At 66.0% G+C, this 21,749-nt stretch carries 20 protein-coding genes and 2 tRNA genes; 12 read left to right on the forward strand and 10 right to left on the reverse strand.

Features of this window, described 5'->3' with window-relative positions; translation table 11 throughout:
- From ribD to KGQ19_RS36700, 8 genes are all read right to left on the reverse strand, one after another.
- Positions 1-764: bifunctional diaminohydroxyphosphoribosylaminopyrimidine deaminase/5-amino-6-(5-phosphoribosylamino)uracil reductase RibD (gene ribD, locus KGQ19_RS36665; RefSeq protein ID WP_212017944.1), on the reverse strand; the 764-nt coding region annotated here is incomplete at its 3' end.
- Positions 765-774: 10 nt separating this feature from the next.
- Positions 775-1,863 carry an FAD-dependent oxidoreductase gene (locus tag KGQ19_RS36670; RefSeq protein ID WP_212017946.1) on the reverse strand — a complete coding sequence of 363 codons (1,089 nt, stop codon included), beginning with the start codon at positions 1,861-1,863 and terminating at the stop codon, positions 775-777.
- Positions 1,856-2,761 (reverse strand): Gfo/Idh/MocA family protein, encoded by a 906-nt coding sequence (locus KGQ19_RS36675; protein WP_212017948.1) that lies wholly within the window; start codon positions 2,759-2,761, stop codon positions 1,856-1,858. The genes KGQ19_RS36670 and KGQ19_RS36675 overlap by 8 nt, the downstream gene beginning before the upstream one ends.
- 32 nt (positions 2,762-2,793) lie before the next feature.
- On the reverse strand, positions 2,794-4,353 hold the full coding sequence (locus tag KGQ19_RS36680; protein WP_212017950.1) for a phospholipase C: 1,560 nt from the start codon (positions 4,351-4,353) through the stop codon (positions 2,794-2,796).
- A 115-nt stretch (positions 4,354-4,468) separates the two neighbouring features.
- The gene (locus KGQ19_RS36685; protein ID WP_212017952.1) at positions 4,469-5,488 is read right to left on the reverse strand and encodes a glycosyltransferase family 2 protein; all 1,020 of its coding nucleotides are present in this window, start codon (positions 5,486-5,488) and stop codon (positions 4,469-4,471) included.
- Positions 5,481-6,566: a glycosyltransferase family 4 protein gene (locus KGQ19_RS36690; RefSeq protein ID WP_212017954.1), complete on the reverse strand. Its 1,086-nt coding sequence runs from the start codon at positions 6,564-6,566 to the stop codon at positions 5,481-5,483. The genes KGQ19_RS36685 and KGQ19_RS36690 overlap by 8 nt, the downstream gene beginning before the upstream one ends.
- Before the next feature lie 42 nt (positions 6,567-6,608).
- Positions 6,609-8,369: an ATP-binding cassette domain-containing protein gene (locus KGQ19_RS36695; protein ID WP_212017956.1), complete on the reverse strand. Its 1,761-nt coding sequence runs from the start codon at positions 8,367-8,369 to the stop codon at positions 6,609-6,611.
- Positions 8,369-9,895 carry an ATP-binding cassette domain-containing protein gene (locus KGQ19_RS36700; protein WP_212017959.1) on the reverse strand — a complete coding sequence of 509 codons (1,527 nt, stop codon included), beginning with the start codon at positions 9,893-9,895 and terminating at the stop codon, positions 8,369-8,371. Before KGQ19_RS36700 ends, KGQ19_RS36695 begins: the two co-directional genes overlap by 1 nt.
- A gap of 13 nt (positions 9,896-9,908) precedes the next feature.
- On the opposite strand from KGQ19_RS36700, the gene KGQ19_RS36705 reads away from it, so the two are divergent.
- The 12 genes from KGQ19_RS36705 to KGQ19_RS36760 all read left to right on the forward strand — a co-directional run bounded on the left by KGQ19_RS36705 (position 9,909) and on the right by KGQ19_RS36760 (position 20,957).
- Entirely contained in the window at positions 9,909-10,061 is a 153-nt protein-coding gene (locus KGQ19_RS36705) for a hypothetical protein (protein WP_212017961.1), read from the forward strand.
- Positions 10,062-10,828: 767 nt separating this feature from the next.
- Positions 10,829-12,652, forward strand: coding sequence for a carbamoyltransferase family protein (locus KGQ19_RS36710; protein ID WP_212017963.1), 1,824 nt, complete (start codon positions 10,829-10,831; stop codon positions 12,650-12,652).
- 84 nt (positions 12,653-12,736) lie between these two features.
- Entirely contained in the window at positions 12,737-13,627 is an 891-nt protein-coding gene (locus tag KGQ19_RS36715) for an alginate O-acetyltransferase AlgX-related protein (protein WP_212017965.1), read from the forward strand.
- Between the two features lie 29 nt (positions 13,628-13,656).
- Positions 13,657-14,340, forward strand: coding sequence for a methyltransferase (locus KGQ19_RS36720; RefSeq protein WP_212017967.1), 684 nt, complete (start codon positions 13,657-13,659; stop codon positions 14,338-14,340).
- Positions 14,341-14,354: 14 nt separating this feature from the next.
- Positions 14,355-15,488: a hypothetical protein gene (locus tag KGQ19_RS36725; RefSeq protein ID WP_212017969.1), complete on the forward strand. Its 1,134-nt coding sequence runs from the start codon at positions 14,355-14,357 to the stop codon at positions 15,486-15,488.
- A complete protein-coding gene (locus KGQ19_RS36730) occupies positions 15,488-15,943 on the forward strand; it encodes a hypothetical protein (RefSeq protein WP_212017971.1) in 456 nt (151 codons plus the stop codon). The genes KGQ19_RS36725 and KGQ19_RS36730 overlap by 1 nt, the downstream gene beginning before the upstream one ends.
- On the forward strand, positions 15,936-16,559 hold the full coding sequence (locus KGQ19_RS36735) for a hypothetical protein (protein WP_212017973.1): 624 nt from the start codon (positions 15,936-15,938) through the stop codon (positions 16,557-16,559). Before KGQ19_RS36730 ends, KGQ19_RS36735 begins: the two co-directional genes overlap by 8 nt.
- A gap of 17 nt (positions 16,560-16,576) precedes the next feature.
- Positions 16,577-17,614: a hypothetical protein gene (locus KGQ19_RS36740; RefSeq protein ID WP_212017975.1), complete on the forward strand. Its 1,038-nt coding sequence runs from the start codon at positions 16,577-16,579 to the stop codon at positions 17,612-17,614.
- Positions 17,615-17,625: 11 nt separating this feature from the next.
- A complete protein-coding gene (locus tag KGQ19_RS36745; protein ID WP_212017977.1) occupies positions 17,626-18,156 on the forward strand; it encodes a DUF2087 domain-containing protein in 531 nt (176 codons plus the stop codon).
- 241 nt (positions 18,157-18,397) lie between these two features.
- Positions 18,398-19,192 (forward strand): phosphotransferase family protein, encoded by a 795-nt coding sequence (locus KGQ19_RS36750; protein ID WP_212017979.1) that lies wholly within the window; start codon positions 18,398-18,400, stop codon positions 19,190-19,192.
- Entirely contained in the window at positions 19,189-19,989 is an 801-nt protein-coding gene (locus tag KGQ19_RS36755; protein WP_212017981.1) for a phytanoyl-CoA dioxygenase family protein, read from the forward strand. Before KGQ19_RS36750 ends, KGQ19_RS36755 begins: the two co-directional genes overlap by 4 nt.
- A complete protein-coding gene (locus KGQ19_RS36760) occupies positions 19,986-20,957 on the forward strand; it encodes a phosphotransferase family protein (protein WP_212017983.1) in 972 nt (323 codons plus the stop codon). Before KGQ19_RS36755 ends, KGQ19_RS36760 begins: the two co-directional genes overlap by 4 nt.
- A gap of 369 nt (positions 20,958-21,326) precedes the next feature.
- On the opposite strand, the gene KGQ19_RS36765 is transcribed toward KGQ19_RS36760, so the two are convergent.
- Positions 21,327-21,400, reverse strand: a tRNA-Ile gene (locus KGQ19_RS36765).
- A gap of 152 nt (positions 21,401-21,552) precedes the next feature.
- A tRNA-Asn gene (locus KGQ19_RS36770) sits at positions 21,553-21,625 on the reverse strand.
- Between the last annotated feature and the right edge of the window lie 124 nt (positions 21,626-21,749).

A 21,749-nucleotide genomic window follows, 5' to 3' on the forward strand; every position in this document is an offset into this window, starting at 1 on the left:
GGCAGGGCGGGCTTCGCGGCTCCGTCGGCCGTGATCACCAGCGTCGGCGCCGAGTCGTCGAGTACGCGGGCCTCAGGGCGGATCCGTCCACGCGGATCGAGGACGACCCGTAGCGGCTGCGATCCCACGGCATGGCGAAGACCCAGGTGTGGGTCGTCGCAGTGGAGCGTTCCGGTACCGACCAGGACCGCGTCGTGGCGCGCGCGGTGGAGGCGGGCGTCATGGCGAGCCTCGATCCCGGTGATCCAGCGCGCGGACCCGTTGACCGAAGCGGTGCGGCCGTCGATGGTGCTGGCGAACTTCCACGTGACGAACGGGCGGCTGGAACGCGCGGCGGACAGCCACATGACGTTCGACTCCACCACGTCCTGTGCCAGCAGCCCGCGCTCGACGCCGATCCCATGGGAGTGAAGCAGATCCAGTCTGTCCGGGTCCGTGGAGAAGGGATCCGAGACTGCGTAGCTCAGACGTTTGATACCGTAGTCGACCAGTGCCTCGGCGCATGGACGCGTCGATCTGTTGCCAGAGCACGGTTCGAGTGTGACGACGGCGGTACCGCCACGAGCCCGATACCCGGCTTCGGCCAGAGCGGCCGCCACGGCGTGCGGCGTGTTCGGACCTCGGTGGCATCCCTCCCCGACGAGCTCTCCCGCGGCCGACAGCACGACGCAGCCCGCGGGCGAGTTCGGCCCGGTCGAGCCGACGGTCGGTTCGGCCAGGTGGATCGCCCGGCGCATCGCCCAGACTTCCGCCGCGTCGGCCATTGGCGATCTCCTATCGAGGTACGGGAAGTGCGGACCGGGAACGCGTCGATATCTGTGCGGCGAGCTCGTGCGCCGCCTCGACACAGGTCGTGATCTTGCCTCCGAAGATCACGAAGGTCCGCTCGTCGAGAGACCGCACGAGGGTCGGCCGGTCGTCGGTCGCTTCCATATGGGGAAGCACCGTTCGGATCGTGAAGATCGATCCACGATGTATCGCCTGATCGAATCCCACCAAGAACTCCTTGGCGGAGCCGACGAAGTCATCGAAGCGTGACGGCTTCGGTTTGATGACGACCCCGGAGTGGACGTGCCGGGCCACGGAGCGGGGGATCAGCGGAAAATAGCCGACCGTACTGGCCACGATGGCGTGGTCGACGTTCCCGAGCAGGAAGTCCGGACTGCCGGCCACCGGATCGACGCACATGAACGGCCCGTCCATGATGACCAGGCTGGTGTTCCGGTATTCGTCGGGAAGGCGGGCGACCGGCTTCTCACAGACCTCGAACTGGAACACCTGCGGTCCGTGGCCGAGTTCGATCCGCAGCCGGTTGAGGTCCGCGTAGGTGGCCAGGACGACGAGATCGTAGCCGGACAGGATCCGGCGGTCAGCCCTGGTCCTGAGCCGGACATCGACTCCCGCCGACGCCAGCTTCCCCCGGCACTCCCCGCGCAGGCGGTCGACGTCGATGAGCGACTCGGCGATGCGCAGACAGATGTCGACCGACGATCGGCGAATGAAGCTCGGATATTCCTCGCGGAACCGGAGCCCGGCCGCAGCGCAGAAGTCCATGTACTGCTCCGCGCTCACCAGACTGTCGCGTTTGGAGATCGCCACATAGTGCGCGCAGGTCTCATGGACGGCGCCCGGATACTCTGCCTCAAAAGCCTTGACCGCCCGGAGCGCCGCGGACGCGGTCTCCATTCCGCGGGGATAGTGATATCCGCGGTGCAGCCTGCGCTGGTTCCCGAAGCTGGCACCGGAGAGCAACTCGGCACTCTGCTCGAACAAGTCCACGCGGTGCCCGGCACGCGCCAACTGGACCGCCGCGGTGATCCCGAATATTCCGCCGCCGACGACTGCGGCGCGGGCGCTACCCACGGAGTCCATCGAGACTGGCAGTGCCGATGCGATCGAGAACCTTGACGACCTGGACGGCGAACGCGCCGTGTGACACCAGCGGATCGCGCCCTGCGGACACCGCTTCGATGAACGAGACGACGGCGTTATCCAGTGCCGGAGGACTCATGGGACGCGACCGCCATCGGTGCCGCCGCCCGGAGACCGTCAGCACTTCGACGCGCTTTTCCACGACGGGCGAGCGTCGATCGTAGGCCAGGGTGGCCTGCGCCCCCGATCCGAAATCCAGGTCGACACGCGCCTTGTCGCAGCAGGCGTCCGCCACTGCGCCCCGGACCCGGACGGCTTCGGGAGCGCGCCGGTACAGGCTCATGGCCAGCGCGACATCGTGTGGGAGGAGCGCCCACAGGAGTGGTTCGGTGAACGGGCCGCTTTTGTGCCATTCGAACTTCGCGGTCACGACCGGGTCCAAAGCCGTCTCCCGGGTGATCCGTTCGATCTCCCGATCGAACAGGAAGGTGTGGCCGACCTGCAGGCGCAGGCCGCGGACTTCCGCCGATCGCATCAGGTTCACCGCGGCTTGAGCGTTCGTCGCCAAGGGCTTCTCGACGAACACGTGTTTTCCACACCGAAGCGCCCCGGCCGCCTGTACCTCGTGCAAGTGCGTCGGAGACGCGATCGCCACGGCGTCGATCAGCGGTTCGGCGGCCATGGCGTCGAAGGCGTTCACCCATGCCGCGGACGGGTGGGTCGCGGCCAGCCACTCGCGATTGGCAAGCCCGCCGCCGCTGCAGCAGACAACTACTTCGGCGTGCCGGGAAAAGGCGTCGACGAGCTTCTTGCCCCAGCGGCCGAGACCGGAAATACCCACGCGCATCGTGCCTGCCTCTCGGTGTCGCGACCTGTCTGTCGGTGCCATGCGGACGATTGGAGCTCCGCTCCCTCGTGGCGTCAGTCCCGCAGGACCGAGCCGGTGGCCGGGTCCAGCAGCACCTTGCCGCTGCGGCGGTGGCCGAAGTCGAACAGGCCGTTCAGCGGACCAGCCAGGGCGTCGAAGGAGGAGTCGCCGATGCGGCCGGTGTGCCAGTTGTCCTCGATGAAGCGCAGGATGGACGACTGATCCGTGACGGCGTGGTCGACGTGGTCCCGCTTGGCGTAGGGCGAGATGACCAGCAGCGGCAGGCGTGCGCCGTAGCCGCAGCGGTCGGTGTGGCCACCGAGCGGAGTCTGGCCGCCGCCGCAGCTGCCGGCGCCGTCGAGTGCATCGTCGGGGCCGGAGGAAGTGTTCACGATCGGCGGCATGACGTGGTCGTACCAGCCGTCGCTGTCGTCGTAGGCGACGACCACGGCAGTGGATTTCCAGTCCGGCGACTTCTGCAGCGCGTTGATCGTGCCGGCAAGGAACTTCTGCTCGTCCTCGGGGTCCGAGTAGCCGGCGTGGGCGTCCTGGTACTTCGGTGCTTTCAGGAACGATACGGCCGGCAAATGCCCGGCGTTCAGCGCGGCACCGAAGTCGGAGAGGTCGTACTGATGGTTGGCCTGATCGGTCCCCCCGATGCTCGCGACCGAAGTCGGCGGGAGATGATGCGGGTTCGCCGTCGACTCGTAGTACTCGAAGGGCTCGTGGTGCGCACTGTAGTCGGACACGGTGACACCGCCGACGTTGACGTGCGAGGAGTCGCACACGGCCGGGGCTCCGGCGGCCGCCGCGGTGGTCGGCCTGAAGCCGCCCTCGAACCAGCCCCAGGTGACGCCCTTGGCATTGAGTAGATCGCCGATGGTGCGGCCGGTCATCGCGAGCCGGTGGCCCGGAGCTCCGCAGTCGTCGAAGGCCGGATCCGGATCACTGATGACGGTGCCGATCCCGTCGGCGTCCGCAGCCGACACCACGCTGGAGTCGTTCACCTTCCGGCCGGTCCCGGAGTCGACGGCGTAGCCGCCGTAGGTCTGGCCGGAGACCAGGTTCAGGGCGCCGGGAGTGGATGACCCGAACACTGTGCCGAAGAAGTTGTCCGACATCGCATAGTTCTGCGCGTAGTTCCACAGCCCGGTGACGGTGTTGCCGTCGTAGTAGTCCATGACCAGGCCGGGAACGCCCTTGTCCGGTGCGGTGCACGATTCCCTGTCGGTATTCTCGACGAACTTGTCCATCAGACCGCCGTCGAACGCCTTCTGTTCCGCTGCGTAAGCATGCCCCTGATCGCAGGTCAGCAGCATGTCGGCGCCCAGTCTGCGAGGATTCGCCGCGTTCGTGTTGCCGGTCAGCAGGTTGCCGCCGCCGAGCAGGTTGTTCACGCTCGGGGTGTCATCCGATGCGTGGAATGTGGTGCCGTCGGTGTTCGCGGCGTTCGGGTACGTGCCGAAATAGTGGTCGAAGGACACGTTCTCCTGGAAGATCACCACCAGATGCTCGATCGGCGTGGCCGTGGCGCCGATCGTCGTGGGCGCCGCGGCCGGATCCGCCCATCCGCGCGTCGCGGGCCCGAGGGACAGTGCCACTGACGCGGACATCAGGAACACGGCCGGCCCTCTGCCCCTGGACGATCGGCGGCTGCCGGTTGAAGAACTGCGCATCGGTATCTCCATCGGTGCGATCACATAATGAACATCGATCAGAAAGGCGATCTCAGAAGAAGCTGGGCCCAGAATCGTCGGTGCCCCCGAACTGCCGCAGGCGGCGCAGCGGCTCGAACATGGCATCGCGCAGCCTTTCAAGCGTGCCGCACACATCGGGGTCGCCGTGCCGGTTCCCGTCGGTCATGGTGAAACGAAGGTCTCGGGGGATCCAGCCTTCCAAATAGGCCGAGAGTTCGGTCGGCATGGGCGCGGCCACATGCTCACGGTTTTCGAACAGCACACGCATGGCCGCTTGGTGGATGTCGCCATCAGTGTTCGCAGAGAGGTTCTGCGGGGCGTCGGGGTGGTCATTGTGGCGCCGCATCGGTGCACCTTTGTGCGCCAGACGCTGATCGACTTTGAAGCCGTTGAGATGGAAGGCTGCCAGGGGCCCGACACCGGAAGGGCCCTGATCGTAGACCGGCACCAGAAAGCCCTTGCCCTCGCGCTTGGCCCATTTGACCAGCCGCCGGTCTTCAGGGGCGAGGGCGATATGACACGGATCGGCCCGGAACCCCCAGTGGGTGGTGTGCCCATGGTCGCCCCACACCTCATGGAACCCGAGGGCCAGACAGCCGGCTCCGGCCAACTCGGCGGCGAAGCGCGGCCAGCACTCGGGAATCAGGAGGTCGTCGGCGTCCAGCCACAACCGCGCCATGTCGGGGCGTTCGTGAGTTCGCAGAAGCTCCCTGGTCTCCGTGCCGCCCCTTCTGCCTGACGTGTGGAGCAACACGATGTCCGCGCGGAATCCGCAGGTTTTGACGAACTCGATGAACTCATGGCTTCCGTCGTCGGAACCGTCGTCGCAGATGATGATCTGGTCGACGGTCGTCGCTACCGACGGGAGGCAGACGATGAGGGACAGCAAATCGTTCCACGTGGGAATGAGGGCTTGAACGGGCGGCGGTGTGGGGTATTCTCCGTGCTCGGCCGCTACATCTGGAATGTCGGTCTGTGCGCGGTGCAGACCTTCATATCCTTGAGCATAGACGAGGCCGTTCTGCGCAACCTGGGTCATGGTCTCACGCATGCAGAGTCTCCTTGTAGAGGTCCAGGGTTCGCAGGGCCATACGATCGGCGGTGAACTCGTCGATGAATCTCTCGTGGGCAGCGTCGGCGCGTGAAGCCGCCCGCTCGGGGTCGGCGAGTACCGGCAGGATTCCCCGGGCCAGTTCTTCCGGACTGCCCGCGGGCACGACCACGCCGTACCTGTCTGAGGGAAGGACATCTCCGATTCCCCCGACATCTGTGGCCACGACTGGGATGCGGCTGCGCATCGCTTCCAAAAGGACCAGCGGAGCCGATTCCGACCTCGACGGGATGACCAAGGCGTTCACAGGCAGCCGGATCGCCAGGACTCCCGGCCGGCTGCCGTGGAAGTGGACTCGTCCCGTGAGATCGAGGTGCTGGCACAGCAAGCGCAGCGTGCGCTCCTCCGTGCCCCGGCCGAAGATGTGCAGGGCCGGAGCCTGTTCTGCCCCCTGATGGTCCACCAGGTGTCGGAGGGCGATGATTGCCTGGTCGACCCCTTTCTCAGGGGTCAGTCTGCCCACAACCGCCAGTGATGGCCGCGGTGGCAGGTCATGGGTCTGCATCGGCGGGGAGTCGGCGGGTATCCCGTTGGGAACGACCCGCACGTCCGCGTCCGGGCCCAACCTCTGTCGCAGGAGCGTGGCACTGGCCGTGGAGACCGCGACGATGGGATAACGGCGACCCAGCACATGTTCGGCCTGCAGGAACGGCGAGACGTCCAGCGAGTGATGTGTGTAGACAGCGGGGATCCCCAGCGAGATCGCAGACGCCATCGCCACGGTGCCGGCGCGCCGCGAATGTGCATGGACGACGTCAGGTGTGAGACGTCGCAGATGCCGGAGAAAGGCGGAGCGTGCTGCCGCGAGCGCGGTGTCTCCCGCGTCCGTCCCGGGGGCGAGTGCCGGATCGATGTGTACTGACAGCCCGAGCGATTCGGCCTCGGTGACGAAGTGGTCACGTGCGGGGCACAGGATCTCCACTCGCGTACCCAACGCCCGTTGGGCCGCGGCCAGGGTCTGGACATGCCGTTCCACGCCGCCGACACCGTTGTTGCTGACAACGTGCAGCACAAGCACTCGAGGTCCTTTCAAGAGTCCGCAAACATGATCGGAAGCCGGTCATCGGTAGGCGGCCTCCTGCAAGCGGTAAAGCTCTGCGTACCTGCCGTTTCGGGCCATGAGCTGACGGTGGGAGCCGGTCTCGACGATGTGTCCGTTCGCCAGCACGACGATCAGGTCGGCGGCGCGGACCGTCGCGAAGCGGTGGGAGACGAGGACGGTTATCCCGCCGGACGCCGTCCTCCACGTACGCGCGGCCTCGTTGTACTGGTGGTAGACCTGCCGCTCGCTGTCGGCATCGAGCGCCGCGGTCGGTTCGTCCAGGACGGCCAGAAGCGGATCCGTTCGCATGAACGCGCGTGATGCCGCGATCTTCTGCCATTGACCGCCGGACAGGCCGACCCCGTCGCCGAATGCTGTGCCCAAGCGGGTGTGCCGACCGTGCGGGAGCGAGTTGAAGACTGCTTCGGCACCTCCGCGGCGTGCAGCGTCGTCGATGTCCGTCAGCCGGGAGAGATCCCCGACTCCCACGTCTTCGCCCGCGAGCAGTGGGAAGCGGCTGAAGTCCTGAAACGCCGCCGTCGTCCTGGCGCACCACTGCTCACGGCGGAAGTCATCGAGCGGCACGCCGTCGACGGTGATCCGGCCAGAGGTCGGCTGCACCATTCCAAGGAGCAGTTTGACCAAGGTCGACTTGCCGCTGCCGTGAAGCCCCACCAAGGCGACGGTCGCGCCGGCGGGCAGGAGAAGGTCGATGCCTTCGAGCGTGGGCTCGGCGGATCCGTAGCGGAACACCACGTCCCGGAGTTCGATCCCTGTCGTCAGGGTCGTCGGCACCGGTGACCCGCCCTTCGATGCCGATTCGCGGTGCAGGGCCGCCAGCCACCGGTAGTGCCCGATCATCTCCAGGCCCCGGGCGGACATGCGCAGGCTGTCGAAGACGTCGGCACATTGCGCCCGCAGTTGGCCGCCTATCGTCAGCACCAGGAGCACAGAACCGGGTGAGGCGGCGTGCGAGGCGGCCAGGTGAGCGGCGAAGAGCAACGCCGCTGTGCAGGAGACCGTCAACGCCACCGCTCCCACGAGTGTTCCGATCATGACCCGGCGCTGCGCGCGCGCCATCTGTGCGACGGCCGACTCGCGGCGTTGTCGGGCTATTTCGCGCAGATAACCGCCGCTCCGGCCCCCTCGGAGTTCCTTGGCGGAGGCCGGCGTCAGGAATTCGACGAGCAGATGCTGCGCTGCGCGGTGGTGTTCGGCCGATTGCTGTCGCGCCTCGGCCAGGCTTCGAGCCGAGGACCGTACGAGGACGAGTGAGGGCAGTGCCGCTGCGGGGAGCAGGGCCAGCAGCGGATGGACTGTGCCGAGCATGATGACAGCGAAGACCAGCCAGACGAGCGCGCGCATGATGGTCACGGCCTGGACGGACAGGATCATCGCGCGTACGCCCAGGCCCCTGACCTGTTCCACGCGGTACAGTGCGGCCGGATCGTCGACATGCGCCGTGCCCGGCAGCGTCGCGCACAGATTCAAGATCTTCCGATCCAGGTGTGTGCCGACGGTCTGACCCACGATGGTCTGCTGCACCGCCACGACGCGGCGGCCGGCGACCATGAAGGCTCCTGACACGGCGGTCTCCACGACGCCCGGCCACACCTTCGCGAGCGAGTGGGTGAGAACCCCGTCGAGCATCGACTGCATCCCCAACGCCAATGTGCTCGGTGCAAGGGCCGTGGCGCAGGTCAGCAACAACAACCACAGGCTCGCGCGGGGCATATACCGGCGGCACAGGTTCACCACGAGCCTGAGATCGGCGACCATCAGCCCGCCCTCGTCTCGAAGCTCTCCGCCTGCACGGCGAACATCTGGGCGTACCGCCCCCGCGAGGTCATCAGCTCCTCGTGGGTGCCCTGCTCGGCGATGCGACCGTCGGCGATGACCAGGATCCTGTCCGCTCTGCGTACCGTCGAGAGCCTGTGGGACATCATCACGAGAGCGGCATCGCGGCGAAGGTTTCTGATCTGCTCGAACACCGCGAGCTCGGTCTCCACATCCAGATGGGCGGTCGGCTCGTCGAGGATCAGTAGGCCCGCGCCGCAGGAAGCAGCCAGCAGGCATCTGGCCAGGGCGACTGTTTGCCACTGCCCGCCCGAGAGCGCGACTCCGTCGCGGTACCCCGACGCCAGTGTCGTGTCCCAGCCGCGAGGCAGTTTCGCGGCCAAATGGTCCACGCCCACCGCTCGCGCGGCTTCGTGCAGTTGTGCCATGTCCGCCTCGGGAGCGGAGACCAGGATGTTCTCCAGAAGGGTCAGCTCGTGTTGTACGAAGTCCTGGTAAACGACATAGCTGGCCGGCGGGGTGCTGACCGTGCCGGAAGTCGGCCGGTACTGGCCGGACAGCAGTTTGGCCAGGGTCGACTTGCCGGCCCCGTTCGCTCCGACCACAGCGACCACTTCGCCCGGCCGAATCGTCAAGGAGACTCCGTTCAGGACCGCCCGCGTGCCGTACGCATATGTGACCTTGGACAGGCACACATCCGTCCCGGTGCTCCGGTCAGTCTCGGGTTCCGCTTGCGCGGGGCTTGTGCGCAGCCGCCGCATCGCGTGCACGGCGGGCATCGCCGCTTCCACGGCGTCACTGCCGACGTTGGCCATGGCCACCGTGAACAACGCGTTGACCGCCGCGACCGCTGCCGCGAACCGAGAAATCGATTCCCCGCCCCGCATGGCCGGGTCGGCCAGACTCATGAAGATCACTACGGCGACGGCGATCCAACCCAGGCACACCGCCAGTTCCGTCCGCAACAGGCGGCGCCTGGCGGCCACGGTCCTGCCGAGCACGTCGCGAAGAGTGACGCGATGGTGCTCGCCCAGCCAGTCTGCGAGCCCGAACACGCGGACCTCTTTGGCATCGGAGCGGCCCGCGAGTATCTCGGCCCACCCGTATCCGTGGCGGATGACGGGCTGCATCGATATCTGGAGTGCGTTCAGACCCCGCCATTCACGCTCTCGAAGCCATCCCAGCGCCAGCACGCCGGCTGCGGCCGTCGGCCCCCACCACCACCTGACCGAGGAAAGGATCACCATGGGGGGCACGAGTGCCGCGTAGCGCAGCACCAGACGGACGCCGCTCACCACGCCGGCCCCGATGCCGTCGTCGGACCACGCGTAGGCCGGGGACCGCAGGACGGCCACGGCTTCCTGAAAATCCACGGATTCGGCACAGGCCGCGGTCGGCAGTGCCAGTACCCGGCGGATGACCTCGTCGTGGACCGCTCCGTCGATGTCCTGGACCACACGCCACTCGATGAGCGACAGCAGTGCCCGGGAGACCTCGGCGGCGGTCATCACGCCGGTGAGGATGAGGACCGGCGCGACTACCGAGCCGATCGCACCGGTTCGGAACGACGCGGAGGACACCTTCGCCACCACCGCTCCGATCGCCAACGCGACCGCGGCGGGCTCCGACAGCGACAGCCCGTGCAGCACCAGGAACACGACGACGCGGCTGTGACGTGCGATCCGAAGGAAGCCCAGCAGTTCTCGCATACCTCCCCCATCGTGAGGTAATCGCTTACTTTCGTGGGAGCGACGCCGCCCGACTCGGTTCGTCGGGGGCCGGATCGTCGCCGGTCCGGTCGGGATTCGGTCCTGATCTGCCAGTGTGACCTGCATGTTAGGTCGGCAGGGCACTGATTGGCGAAAGACCTGTTGATCGCCGTGATCGTAGTGAGCCCCACCGATCGGCGTCAAGGATCTTCTTCGCCGCGCCGACGCTCTCATCATGATCAAAAGGCTGATGCGATGGCGCGGCGGAGCGCTGGCGCAGCACGGTGATCAACCCGACTCATCGCCCCTGTTACAGATCATGGACCATGTATCCCCAGGTAAATAGGCCAGGTTGGCTGTTGGCGACGCGCCGAGAAGGTAACGTGTCGATGTCTGTCAGGTAACGATGCGGACAAGGCTGATCGATTATTCCTTGCTGTTCCGCAGGTGTCCCGGCTAGCGTCCGGGACTGTCGTTCTGCTGATCGAAGGGTCCGCATATGCAAGCGCTTAACGTCTGGCGTGCAGCATCTTCGCAGTTCAGTAGGTTCACACGTGATCGTCGGGGAGATGTCTTTCATGGTTCGAAGTACGCGCTTTCTATCGAGTGGAGCACGAACCCTTCGTGGGGGAGATGGGATCGTGTGGAGACGCTCGAGGTGAGGCCGCGCTCTTCCAGGCCGGTGCCGGACACGAGCAGCCGGGAACTGCCCACGACGCACTACCCGCTGACGTGAGCACGACCATCCTGGGGGTCTCGGCCTTCTTCCATGACAGCGCGGCATGCCTGCTCAAAGACGGGTCCGTCGTGGCTGCCGCGGCCGAAGAGGCCTTCACGCGCCGCAAACACGACCCGTCCTTCCCCTCGCGCGCGGCCCGATGGTGCCTGGAGTCCGAAGGGCTGGACTGGTCGGACGTCGATTGGTTCGCCTATAACGAGTTGCCGGCGTTGAAGCGTCAGCGGGTCGCGGACTCGGAGTCCGTCGTGTGCGGCGGGCCGTCTGTCTCCGGATTCTCCGGGCATGCCGTGCGGCCGCTGCCCAAGACGTCACAAAATGTAAGGGCTCTGTTCCCGCACGCGCGTCGTGGCGCCCGGGTGCTGGCTGTCGAGCATCACGCGTCGCATGCTGCATCCGGGTTCTTTCCAAGTCCGTTCGACAGGGCCGCGATCGTCACTGTCGATGGCGTTGGGGAGTACACGACGACGTCGATCAGTCGTGGTGACGGCAACACGATCACTCCGCTGCGGCGTCAGTCGTTTCCGCACTCGCTGGGTCTGTTGTACTCGGCGTTCACCGACTATTGCGGCTTCAGGGTGAACAGCGGCGAGTACAAGCTGATGGGGCTCGCGCCCTATGGAACCGCACGCTACGCCCAGCTGATCGAAGACAACCTCATCCGCGTCCTCGATGACGGTGCGTTCCGGCTGAACATGGACTATTTCGCCTTCCTCGATCCGAGCTCTGATCGGATGACGAACCCCGCGTTCGAGGCCTTGCTCGGCCGCGGACGGCGGCCGGCGGAGTCCGACATCGATGACTTCTACGCCGACGTCGCCGCGTCCATCCAGGCAGTCTTCGAGAAGGCGGTCGTCAGGATGGCACGCCACGCCCGCCGGCTCACCGGATCACCGAACCTGTGTCTGGCCGGCGGCGGAGCGTTGAACTGTGTGGCGAACAGCAAGATCTACGCGGACGGCGCGTTCGACGAGGTGTGGGTCCAGCCCGCGGCCAGCGATGCGGGCGGGGCACTCGGCGCGGCGTCCTATGTCTGGCATCAGCGGCTCGGCAATCCCAGGCGACCGAATGGACGCGACGCCATGAGCGGCGCGCTTCTCGGACCCTCTTTCACCGACGAGGCCATCCGGGACTATCTGGAAAGCGTCGGCGCCCGATACCGGCGGCTGGATCCTGAAGACGTGTTCCGGACGGTCGCCGAGATCCTGGACGCCGGAAAGATCGTCGCCTGGTTCCGAGGTCCGATGGAATTCGGCCCGCGCGCGCTGGGGAACCGGTCGATCCTCGGAGACCCGCGGCAGCCCCATCTGCAACGGCACATCAATCTCGCGGTGAAGCAGCGTGAGTCCTTTCGGCCATTCGCGCCGGCGGTGGCCGCGGAACGCTGTGCGGACTACTTCGACTTCGAACATGCGAGCCCGTACATGCTGTTCGTGGCTCCGGTCCGTCCCGACATCAGGGTCGCGGCCGGCGAGGCCGACCAGGCCGGCGGTCCGCTCGATCGGATCCACGGGGTCCGCAGTCTTCTGCCGGCGGTGACCCACGTCGACTACTCGGCTCGCCTGCAGACCGTCGACCGCGCCGTGCACCCGGACTTTTGGCGCTTGATCCAGGCTTTCGGTGCACGGACTGGTGTCCACTGTCTGGTCAACACCTCGTTCAACGTCCGTGGTGAGCCGATCGTCTGCACCCCCGAGGACGCGCTGCGGACCTTCCTGCGTACAGAGATCGACTACCTGTGCCTCGGAGACTTCATCCTCGACCGCCATGACCAATCGCAGGTTGATCTGATCGTTCCGGCGATCACGGACACGGACTGATGGCACAGTATGTCTGGAATATTGGATATGTACTATCACGCTCTGTCTCGGGTCTCGTCCCAGACGCCCCTGTCGCGATCGCGGATGCTGAACAACACCCTGCACCGTCTCCCGTACGAGCGTCTGGGCAAGCCGCGGCTGGGGATCCACCAGCCGGATCCGGTTCTCGGCTGGCGGCACCGGCCCGGCTCCGCCGCGGTCCATCCGTCCTTCGAGTTCCGGGCGCGCTATCGCATCGACGCGGCCGGTCGGCGTTATTCCGGATACCGGGGCCAGAGGGCGTCGATCGTCGTGCTCGGCTGTTCCTGGGGCTTCGGCCACGGCGTCGACGACGAGCAGGCGCTGGCGGGGCTGCTCACCACCCGTCATTCGGCACCGAGCCACAACTACGCGTGCATGGGGTACGGCCCGACCAATGCCCTGCTCCTTCTCAAGCACGAGATCGACATCGATGCGGTTGGCGAAGACGACGGTCTCGTCCTCTACCTGTGGGTGCCCGACCAACTTGTTCGTGCCTGGCGGCGGGAGAGCTGGATCCGGCTCAACGCCTGGGTGAATCCAGGCGGGCCGAGCCATCCGGTGTTCGACCTCGTCGACGGCAGGCTGGAGCATCGGGGACTGATCGGGGTCGGCGAGGGCAGCAGCGACCCGCTGTTGCTCCCCGGCCTGGTTGAGCGCATGGAGTGGCGGGTGAGCATTGAAGTGCTGCGCGCCATGCACCAGGACGTTACCGGACGAGGGCGGCGGTTTTTCGTCGTCGTACCCCCGTTGCCGCGTATCGCAGCCGAGCAGGACCTGGGCGAGGCCATGACGGCCAAGCTCCGGCACGCCGGTCTTCCCTTCGTCGACCTGAGGGATCTGGCGACGGACACCGGCCGCGAGCCGTGGTTCTACCGGTTCGACGGGCACCCGACGCATGTATGGCACGCGGCCGTCGCCGACCATCTCGCGGACTTCGCCCGAACCCGTTCGTGACCCGACCCGACTTGGAGTTGTGCTCGCCGATGACTTCGACCCCGACCTCGATGGATCTCAATCCCGCCCGGCGCCTGATCGACAGACACCTTGAGCACTCGGAGCCCTATGCCATCGACATCGATTGGCTGCGCCTGACCGTTCTCCCCGAGGTGTTCTGCCCCGCATTCACCAAGACGAGCGCGTTCCTGGCCGAGCATGTGCGGGTCGAACCGGGAGAATCGGTCCTCGACGTGTTCAGCGGGTCCGGATACCAGGGCCTGCGAGTCGCGCGCCGGGCCGGCCAGGTGACGTGCGTCGACTGGTCGGAGGCGGCGACGGCGTGCTGTACGGCCAACGCCGCGGTCAACCAGGTCGCCGACCGGGTCACCGCCCTGACCGGTGACCTGTTCGCCCCCGTAGACGGACGGCGGTTCGATGTGGTGATCGCGAACCCGCCACTTCTTCCTGGTGATCCCGCGACCCGGCTGGAGTCGGCGATCTTCGACCCCGACCTGATCCATTCCAAACGGTTCCTCGAAGAACTGCCGGAGCATCTGACCCGTCGCGGCCGCGCCTACCTCATCGCGACGGATGCCCACCGAGGCCTGGGGATCTTCGATGTGGAGAAGCACGCACTCGAAGCCGGCCTGTTGGCGACCGTCCTGGCGACTTTGCCGCTGCCGTATGAAACGTACACGGTGTACAAGGTCTCGGTGGAGAATCCGGGCTGATGGCGCAGTTGGTCATGACCGCCGAGAACTTCGCGTTCGGTCCCGCGGGCAAGCTGATCACGGTGGCCGAGGCCCTGGCCGAACGCGGTCACGAGCTCACTTTCGTCGGCTGCGGCACCGCCTACCAACTCGCCTCCCGGACCGGATGCTGGGACGTTGTCAAGTGCGATACCGCGAGCCCTGCCTTCTCGTCGGTTTCCCGGACTCTTTTCCCTTCCGCGGACGCATTGCTCTCGTGCATGGACCGGCCCAGCGCCGCGGCAGCCCGCCGCGCGGGACTGCCCACGATCTGGCTCGATCCGCTGACCTGGTGGTGGGACGAGTCTGCGGACTGGTCCTGGGACTTCGACCTGTGCATAGCCCAACGGTCCATCAGGCCGGGGCCGGACGGCGGGGATCGCAGGACGCAGCGGAACCTTCTCGAAGTGGGACCGATCGTCGATCCCGCGCCGGCGGAGTCGTCAGCGGCCCGGGGTTCGGCAGGCCTGCTCGTGAACTTCGGGGGCGGTGAAGCAGCCGGCTGGTATGAGGTGGGCAAGGACACGGACTATCCGTTCGTCCTCATGGAGGTGCTCGACAGCGCGGTTGATCTCTCGGCCTTCGAAGCGGTGACCGTGACGGCCAACGAACGTATCGCGTTCGAGCTGCGACGGCGATGGCCCGATGGCCCGTTCACCTTCGGGTGCCTGGGCCATCGTGACTTCATAAGGGCTCTGCGGCAGGCGTCGGTGTTCCTCACGGTCCCGGGTCTGGAGGCGCCCCTTGAGGCGTGGACCTACGAGGTGCCGACCGTGTTCATGCCGCCGTCCAACAGCAGCCAGTACGTTCAGCTCGACGAGTACAGAAGGCACGGCCTTGTCACCGAGGGGGTCCATCTCCGGGACCATTACGACCGCCTGGAACTGATGGCTCTCCCACTTCGGGAACGTTCGTCAGCCTTCCTTGCCCAACTGCGTGAGTGGGAGCGCGACGGCGCGACCCGTGCGGCGGTGGGTGAGGCGCTCGCCCGTGCGCTGGCTGATCGTGAACGCTGGCCCGACCTGGTGGGGCGAGGCTCCGGCTTCATCGAAGGGCTCGGCGGCAACGGCCTGGCTGCCTGCTTGAACGCTGTCGAGGGGTTTCTGGCACTGCGTGGACGGAGCACATGATGCGGATATTCCTCGCGGGCGTGATCCAGGGCGGAATCGCCGACGGGACGATCCACGACCAGGGATACCGCACCGCCGTCACCGCGGTTCTGGCCCCGCTGGGCGCCCAGATCGTGGATCCCCATGCGGAGAATCCAGACCGGCTGTCGTGGACCCGACGGGACCAGACCAGCATGTTCCTGCGATACGTCGCGCATGCGGGGCGGTGTGATGCGCTCATCGCGTGGCTGCCGCAGGTGAGTATGGGCACGGCCGTCGAAATGTATGAGGCACATCGGGCCGGTGTCCCGGTGCTGGCCGTCAGTCCGCTTCACGACAATTGGACGATCTTCTCGCTGGCCACCCGGGTCTTCCCTGATCTGGGCGCTCTGGCCTCGTTCGTCGGCTCCGGCGAATTCGAACGCCTTGTGGGCTCGGCGGATCGCGCTTCGATGGAAGGGATGCCCCGTGTTTGACACCTTCGCCGAATACGTTGATTGGCAGTGGTCTGTCAATTCCTGGACCAAGCAGGACAGCCCGGCAGCGGCGATTAACCACTACCTCGCCGCGGCCAGGACCGGGGCCAATGGGGGAGCGGGCACCGCCTTCGCCTGGCTGTGCTATGGCGTGCGGAACGAGCCGGCGGCCGTCCGGCTCTACCAGCAGACTCGTGAGGCTCTGGGTGACGAAGCGTTGTACGCGGCGGTGTTGAAAGCCGCCGGGAGGCGTGAACCGGACTTCACCGAGGCCGGGGTCCACCTTCTTTGGCAGGCCTTCAGCAGCCCGCTGTCGTTGACAAGTGCCACAAGCCTGTGGGCGACGGGCCGAACCTCCGCCGGCACGGCTGCGGTAGAGGCCATGTATGTCTTGACGGCGGGGCAGAGCCACAACGCGAGCGCCTGTCAGCTCTACCGATCCTGTCTGGCTTCCGATGCCGCGCGGCTCTTCGCGCTGGCCAGGGAGCAGGTCTCGCTCTTCACCGCTGGAGGACTCGACCACCCCTATCTCAAGGGGCAAGGTGCCGGAGCCCACTCGCTCCGCGACCAGGTTCCCTCCGTGGTGGCAGCCGCCTCGCCAGGAGGTGTGTCATAGCCGCGCCGCGCGTAGATGTGATCCTGCCGTTCGGGTTCTGCCCGGAGCAGCCCGAGCGACAGCAGAATCTGGCTCATGTGCTGCAGGGCCTTCGTGAGGACCTCGCCTACCCGAACTACCGCATCGTGGTGACTGAACTCGGCCTCGAAGCCACACAACGTCTTATGGCAAAGGAGTTCGGTGCCGAGTACATCTTTGCCGCCGAGTCCGGCGAGTTCAGTCCGGGGCGTGCCATGAACGTGGGATTCCTCGGCCGGGACTCGGCTGCCGATTTGGTCTATTTCCACCAGGCGGATTTCCTGGTGGCGCCGGACGTTCTGGGCGAGGGAGTGGGAAAGCTCACTGATCTCGGTTGTCCATTCGTGTATCCCTATTGGGGCGAGATCCACCTCTCGCGTCCGGTCAGTGGCGCCGTGCGCAGCGGCCTGATTCCAGCTACTGCGCTGGTCGAGGTCTTCAAGGCGGCTGTGGGTCGTTGGCGTATGAGGGATGAACCCGCGGCCCGGCAGGAGGACCTGAGCCACAGCGAGATAATCCCCGACGAACTCGACATCGCTGAGACTGCCGCATGGCTGCCTGCGGATCTCAGCCGGGCGCTGATCGAAAGTGGCTATGAAGAACTCTGGGGTCTCGATGATCGCGAGTATGCGCCGTACTCGTGGCGGCCCGGCATCTCTGCCGCATCGCGGTTGTGCCGAGTGAGCGCCGGTCCGCGCGCCAGCGCGGCATATTTATGTACTGATGCTGCATTTCGGCGGGTAGGTGGAATCCCGGAGCTTCCAGGATGGGGTTATGAAGACTTGATGTTCTGGCGGACGGTTCAAGCCTTCCATCCCTATGAGAGCGACAGACGCGGGATAAGCCTGCAAGGAGAGCCGATTACGCTAGGCTATCCGCTACTGCATCTATGGCACCCCGTAGGTGGTCGGCCGGCATATTATGAAGCCACGCGCAGAAATGAAGAGCGCTATCTGGAGTTCGCCGCGCTGGATTCGGCGGGACGCCGCGCTCGTGTCAGACCGCTGCCCCCGTCAGCCGCCGTACCCACGGTGTGAAAGGTCGATCGATGGAAAACCCCGCACAGCTTCTCCAAGCGCTGTCGGACTCGGCGCGCGCACGGGTCTTCGCCTGGATGGTTCTCAACGCCGGCAGCGAAGACGCGACGGCCGCGAGATGCGCGCGCGAACTCGGCGGCGGCCTGCACAGTGTTGCGAAAACGATCGCCCGGCTTGTCGACATGGGAATGCTGACCCGCGATGGAAACACCTTCGGGCCCGACTTGTCGACGTTCCGCGCGGCCGCTGACGCGCTCGACGCGATGAATCCCATCGTCGTGGCTTTGGAGAGTCATCCGCAGCTGAGTCCCTTCTTCGAACACGGCCGGCTGGTGCGTTCGCCGATGACGCCCGAAGGCACGCAAACGCTGGCGGCGTTTCTGGCTTCCTTGTTCGAGGAAGGCCGTTCGTACACCGAGGCGGAGGCGAACGTCCTGTTGAGCCAGGTCTCCGCCGACTTCGCGTCTCTGCGTCGGCTCGTCGTCGACTTCCGGCTCGTCACTCGCACGCCCTACGGTGATTACCGTCGACGCTCGAACTGAGACGGAGTGGCGGGTCGTTCGAAGGCTCGGCCGCGATTCGTATCTGGCGCGGTGCGATCGGGCTCGCGGTTACGTCAAGCTTGTCGTCGCCACGAGCGGAGATGCTTCGGTCAGGACGGTTCTTCAGCTCCGGCGGGACTTGTCCAGCGAGATCTCGCGTCGGGAACCTCTCCGCGCCTGCCTACCCGAACTCCTTTCCGCCGGGCCCGGTCCCTGGAATGGGAGAACACATTGGCTCACTGTGTTCGAATACCTTCCTGGTAGCGATCTGAACCAGTCGATGGCCGCGGAGTGTGTTTCGGAGCGATCGGTGTATCAGGTCGGTCATGCCTGCGGTACGGCAGTCGCGCGGCTTCATCTGGCAGGTATGTCGGTGGTCCAGGCGAAGGGCTCGGCTGTGCTCCGGCAGGCCGGGCGACTGTGGTCGGCCAGGCTCCTTGCGCAGTCTGACAAAGCGGCGAGCCTTCTGGCCGCCGCAGGCTCCGTCGGCGATTTCGAGTCCGAGGCGGTGGAGCGGGCCAAACGGGTGGTCGAAGCGGTTCGCAGCTGGATTGAGGACGGTTCGGCGCGGTTCGCCGCAGGATGCTCCACGGTCGTGCACGGCGATCTTCACGGCGGAAACGTGGTGATCCATCGGCCGTCCTCCTCGTCGGAGCCGGCGATGGTTTTCATCGACGAGCAGCTGACCACCGGCGACGGCTGGTTCGACGTGGCCAGCTTGAGCAGTTGGGCGTTCGAGGTTCTGGCCGAGCCACGCCGCGCCGCGTATGTGACGGGCTTGTTCGACGGCTATACCGCCATGCTTGGTGGGACCGCTCCGGCGAACCGTGTCATCATTCGCTACCTTGCGCTGCTCTCTGTTTGCCGACTGGCCTACTTCGCCCGGAACCGGCCCCAGTGGCAATCGCCTCATGGCCCAGGGCTGCTCCATCGGCATCTGATCCTCCTGGAGCGGATCGCCAAGCATCGTGCTGCTGGGCGAAGCAATTGCGAAGAACCGGATTCTGACCTGACCTGGAAGGAAGTATTCCCATGAATCAAGGCCCTGCACTCTCCGCTGAACAACTGGCGCAGTTCCAGTCCGATGGGTACTGCCTACTGCCGGCTGTGCTGCCTCAAGGCGTGCTGGCCGTCCTCCGGGAGGAGTGTCAGGAGGCGATCATCGAAGTCCACGCGCGGATGGATGCCGAGGGCGTCGACGTTCTGGGCGGCAGCCGCCGCGGCCTGCAGTACACTCCGGGTTTCGGCAGAGTGGACCGGCGTGCATTGCGCGACTTTGTGTTCGGGCCCACGATGACGGAGATCTGCACGTCGCTGATGGGTCCGCTGGCCTATTCGATCTGGACTCAGTTCTCGGTGAAGATGGGGTCGGAGGCCTCGTCGCAGCACGCGACCACGTTCGAGAGCGACGGCAATCCGCAGTCGCTGGGCCGCTTCTCCTGGCACCAGGACTCGGGCTATGTGCCCAAGGAACACGATCCGTACCTGTCCTGCTGGGTTGCCCTCGACGACGTGACGGAGGAGAACGGTGCGCTCACGGTGATACCGTTCACCGAGATCGGCGTCCGTACCCGTGTCACACACCTCGCCGACGGTCTCAACGGCGATCTCGTCGGCTACTTCGGAACGCATCCGGGGGTGCCGCTCACCATGCCCGCGGGCTCGATCGTGTGTTTCAGCAGCAATCTCTTCCACTCGAGTCCGCAGAACAAGGCGTACGACCCGAGACGGGCCTTGCTCGTGCAGTACGCGGCCACGCGCCACGGCAGCGATGGCGAGGTGTTGTTCGGTGACGCTGAACAGCTGCACGGCCTCCTGACAGGCGCGAAGTGACCAGCACCGTGCGGACGTCGGGTCTGTGCCCGCCCGAGGACGTGGAAGCCGTGGTCCGGGCATGGACCGAGGGCGGTGGCGGCGGAGTTGTCTCCGTCCGCCGATTGTCAGGTCGCAGCCATCGTGTCTATGAGTTCTGCGACCTCGGCCAGGACGCGTACATCGCCCGGCTCGCCGCCCCGGGGCGGTGCAGGTTCGACATCGAGGCGGCCGTCATCAGCCGGTGTGCCGCCGAGGGCGTGCCGGTGCCGGCCGTCCTCAGTGTCGGCCCCGCCGCTTCGCCGGCGGGCGACGTCGTCATGATCCAGAAGAAGGCCGAAGGTCTGCCCCTGAGGGAGGCGGCCGAGTCGGTGGACGATCGGCGGGCCGCGGAGCTGGTTCGCCGTGCGGGCGAGGTGCTGGCAGGGATCCACCAGGTGGCGACCACCGGCTTCGGTCCTCTCAGCGACGAGTCGCGTGGTCCGGCGGACAGTCTCGGGGTGTGGTTCGTTGACGGACTCGCTGACAAGCTCGGGAAGGCTCGACAGATCAGCCCCGAAGCCGCGCGGTTGTTCGACGACGCCTTTACGGTCTTGGCCGGGCACAGGGCGCTTCTCGACGCCTGTCCCAGCGGATTGCTCCATGGCGACTTCAGCCCCGACAACGTCCTGGTGGACGGTGATCGGGTGACCGCGGTTCTCGACTGGGAGGCCGTCAAGAGCGGCCCACCTGCCTTGGACATCGGGTGGTGGGACTGTTTCTTCGAGAGCCCGCGAATGCCCACGTCGGATCTGATCCAGGGCTACGGACGGGTCCACCGGCTCGATCTCACCACCCTCACGGCCCTGCGCCATCTGTGCGTCCTGCGTGTCATGATCGGCCACTTGTCGTGGACCCAATCAGTCGGTGACCGGCGGGGGATCGCTTTGGCGGTGAGGCGGATCAGTGCGGAGTTGGAATCGGTTGGCTCCTGGAGCGTGGCTGACTAGAGCTTGTCCGGTCGGTCTTGTGGCGTGACGTAGCTTGGTTCGTTGTTCAGGTCATGGGGCGGGGTGATCTGACGGACGAGGAAGGTGCCGAAGCGATCCTGTCGCGGCAACTGGAGCGCCTGTACGAAGACGCGCGACCGCGCAACCGGGCGCAGAGGATGATCTAAATGGGTCGTGACCAGGAAGGCCTTCAAGATCGCTTTGCCGCGTATTTGCCGAGCCGGGTCGGAGCCGGCCGGAATCAGCCGGGTTCAGCCGGACTGTCTTCCGATTCAGCGCGATCTGCCATGCCAGCCACTTGTCACGACACAAATGGCCCTGACCTGCTGCTTCGCTGGTCAGGGCCGCGCATCTTCATTCTGTTAGGAGTGGGGCGTGAGGGACTCGAACCCACGACCAAGGGATTATGAGTCCCCTGCTCTAACCAGCTGAGCTAACGCCCCAAGTTTGAAGTGCCTCGCCGCTCACGACGCTGCTGGGCATCTGCCCGGCGGTGTGGCGGATCAACCCTCCCCTGTGATCGACTCCCCCTAGTGACGGCAAACGTCTCCGGATCGCGTGGGTTTCCCACGTGAGCGGAGACGTTCGTCGTGCGCTCCTGCAATAGGACTCGAACCTATAACCTGCCGGTTAACAGCCGGCTGCTCTGCCAATTGAGCTATGCAGGATCGTTCTTGCCCGCTGGGGGGTGCCGTTTTCGGCGGCTCCGTCCGGCGGTGCGTGACTAGGTTAGCGCATCCTGGGGGGAGATCCGCAATCCGCTTTGCGGGGCAGGTCGGGGTGGGTGTGGGG

The sequence above is a fragment of the Catenulispora pinistramenti genome (genome assembly GCF_018274385.1).
Classification (GTDB): domain Bacteria; phylum Actinomycetota; class Actinomycetes; order Streptomycetales; family Catenulisporaceae; genus Catenulispora; species Catenulispora pinistramenti.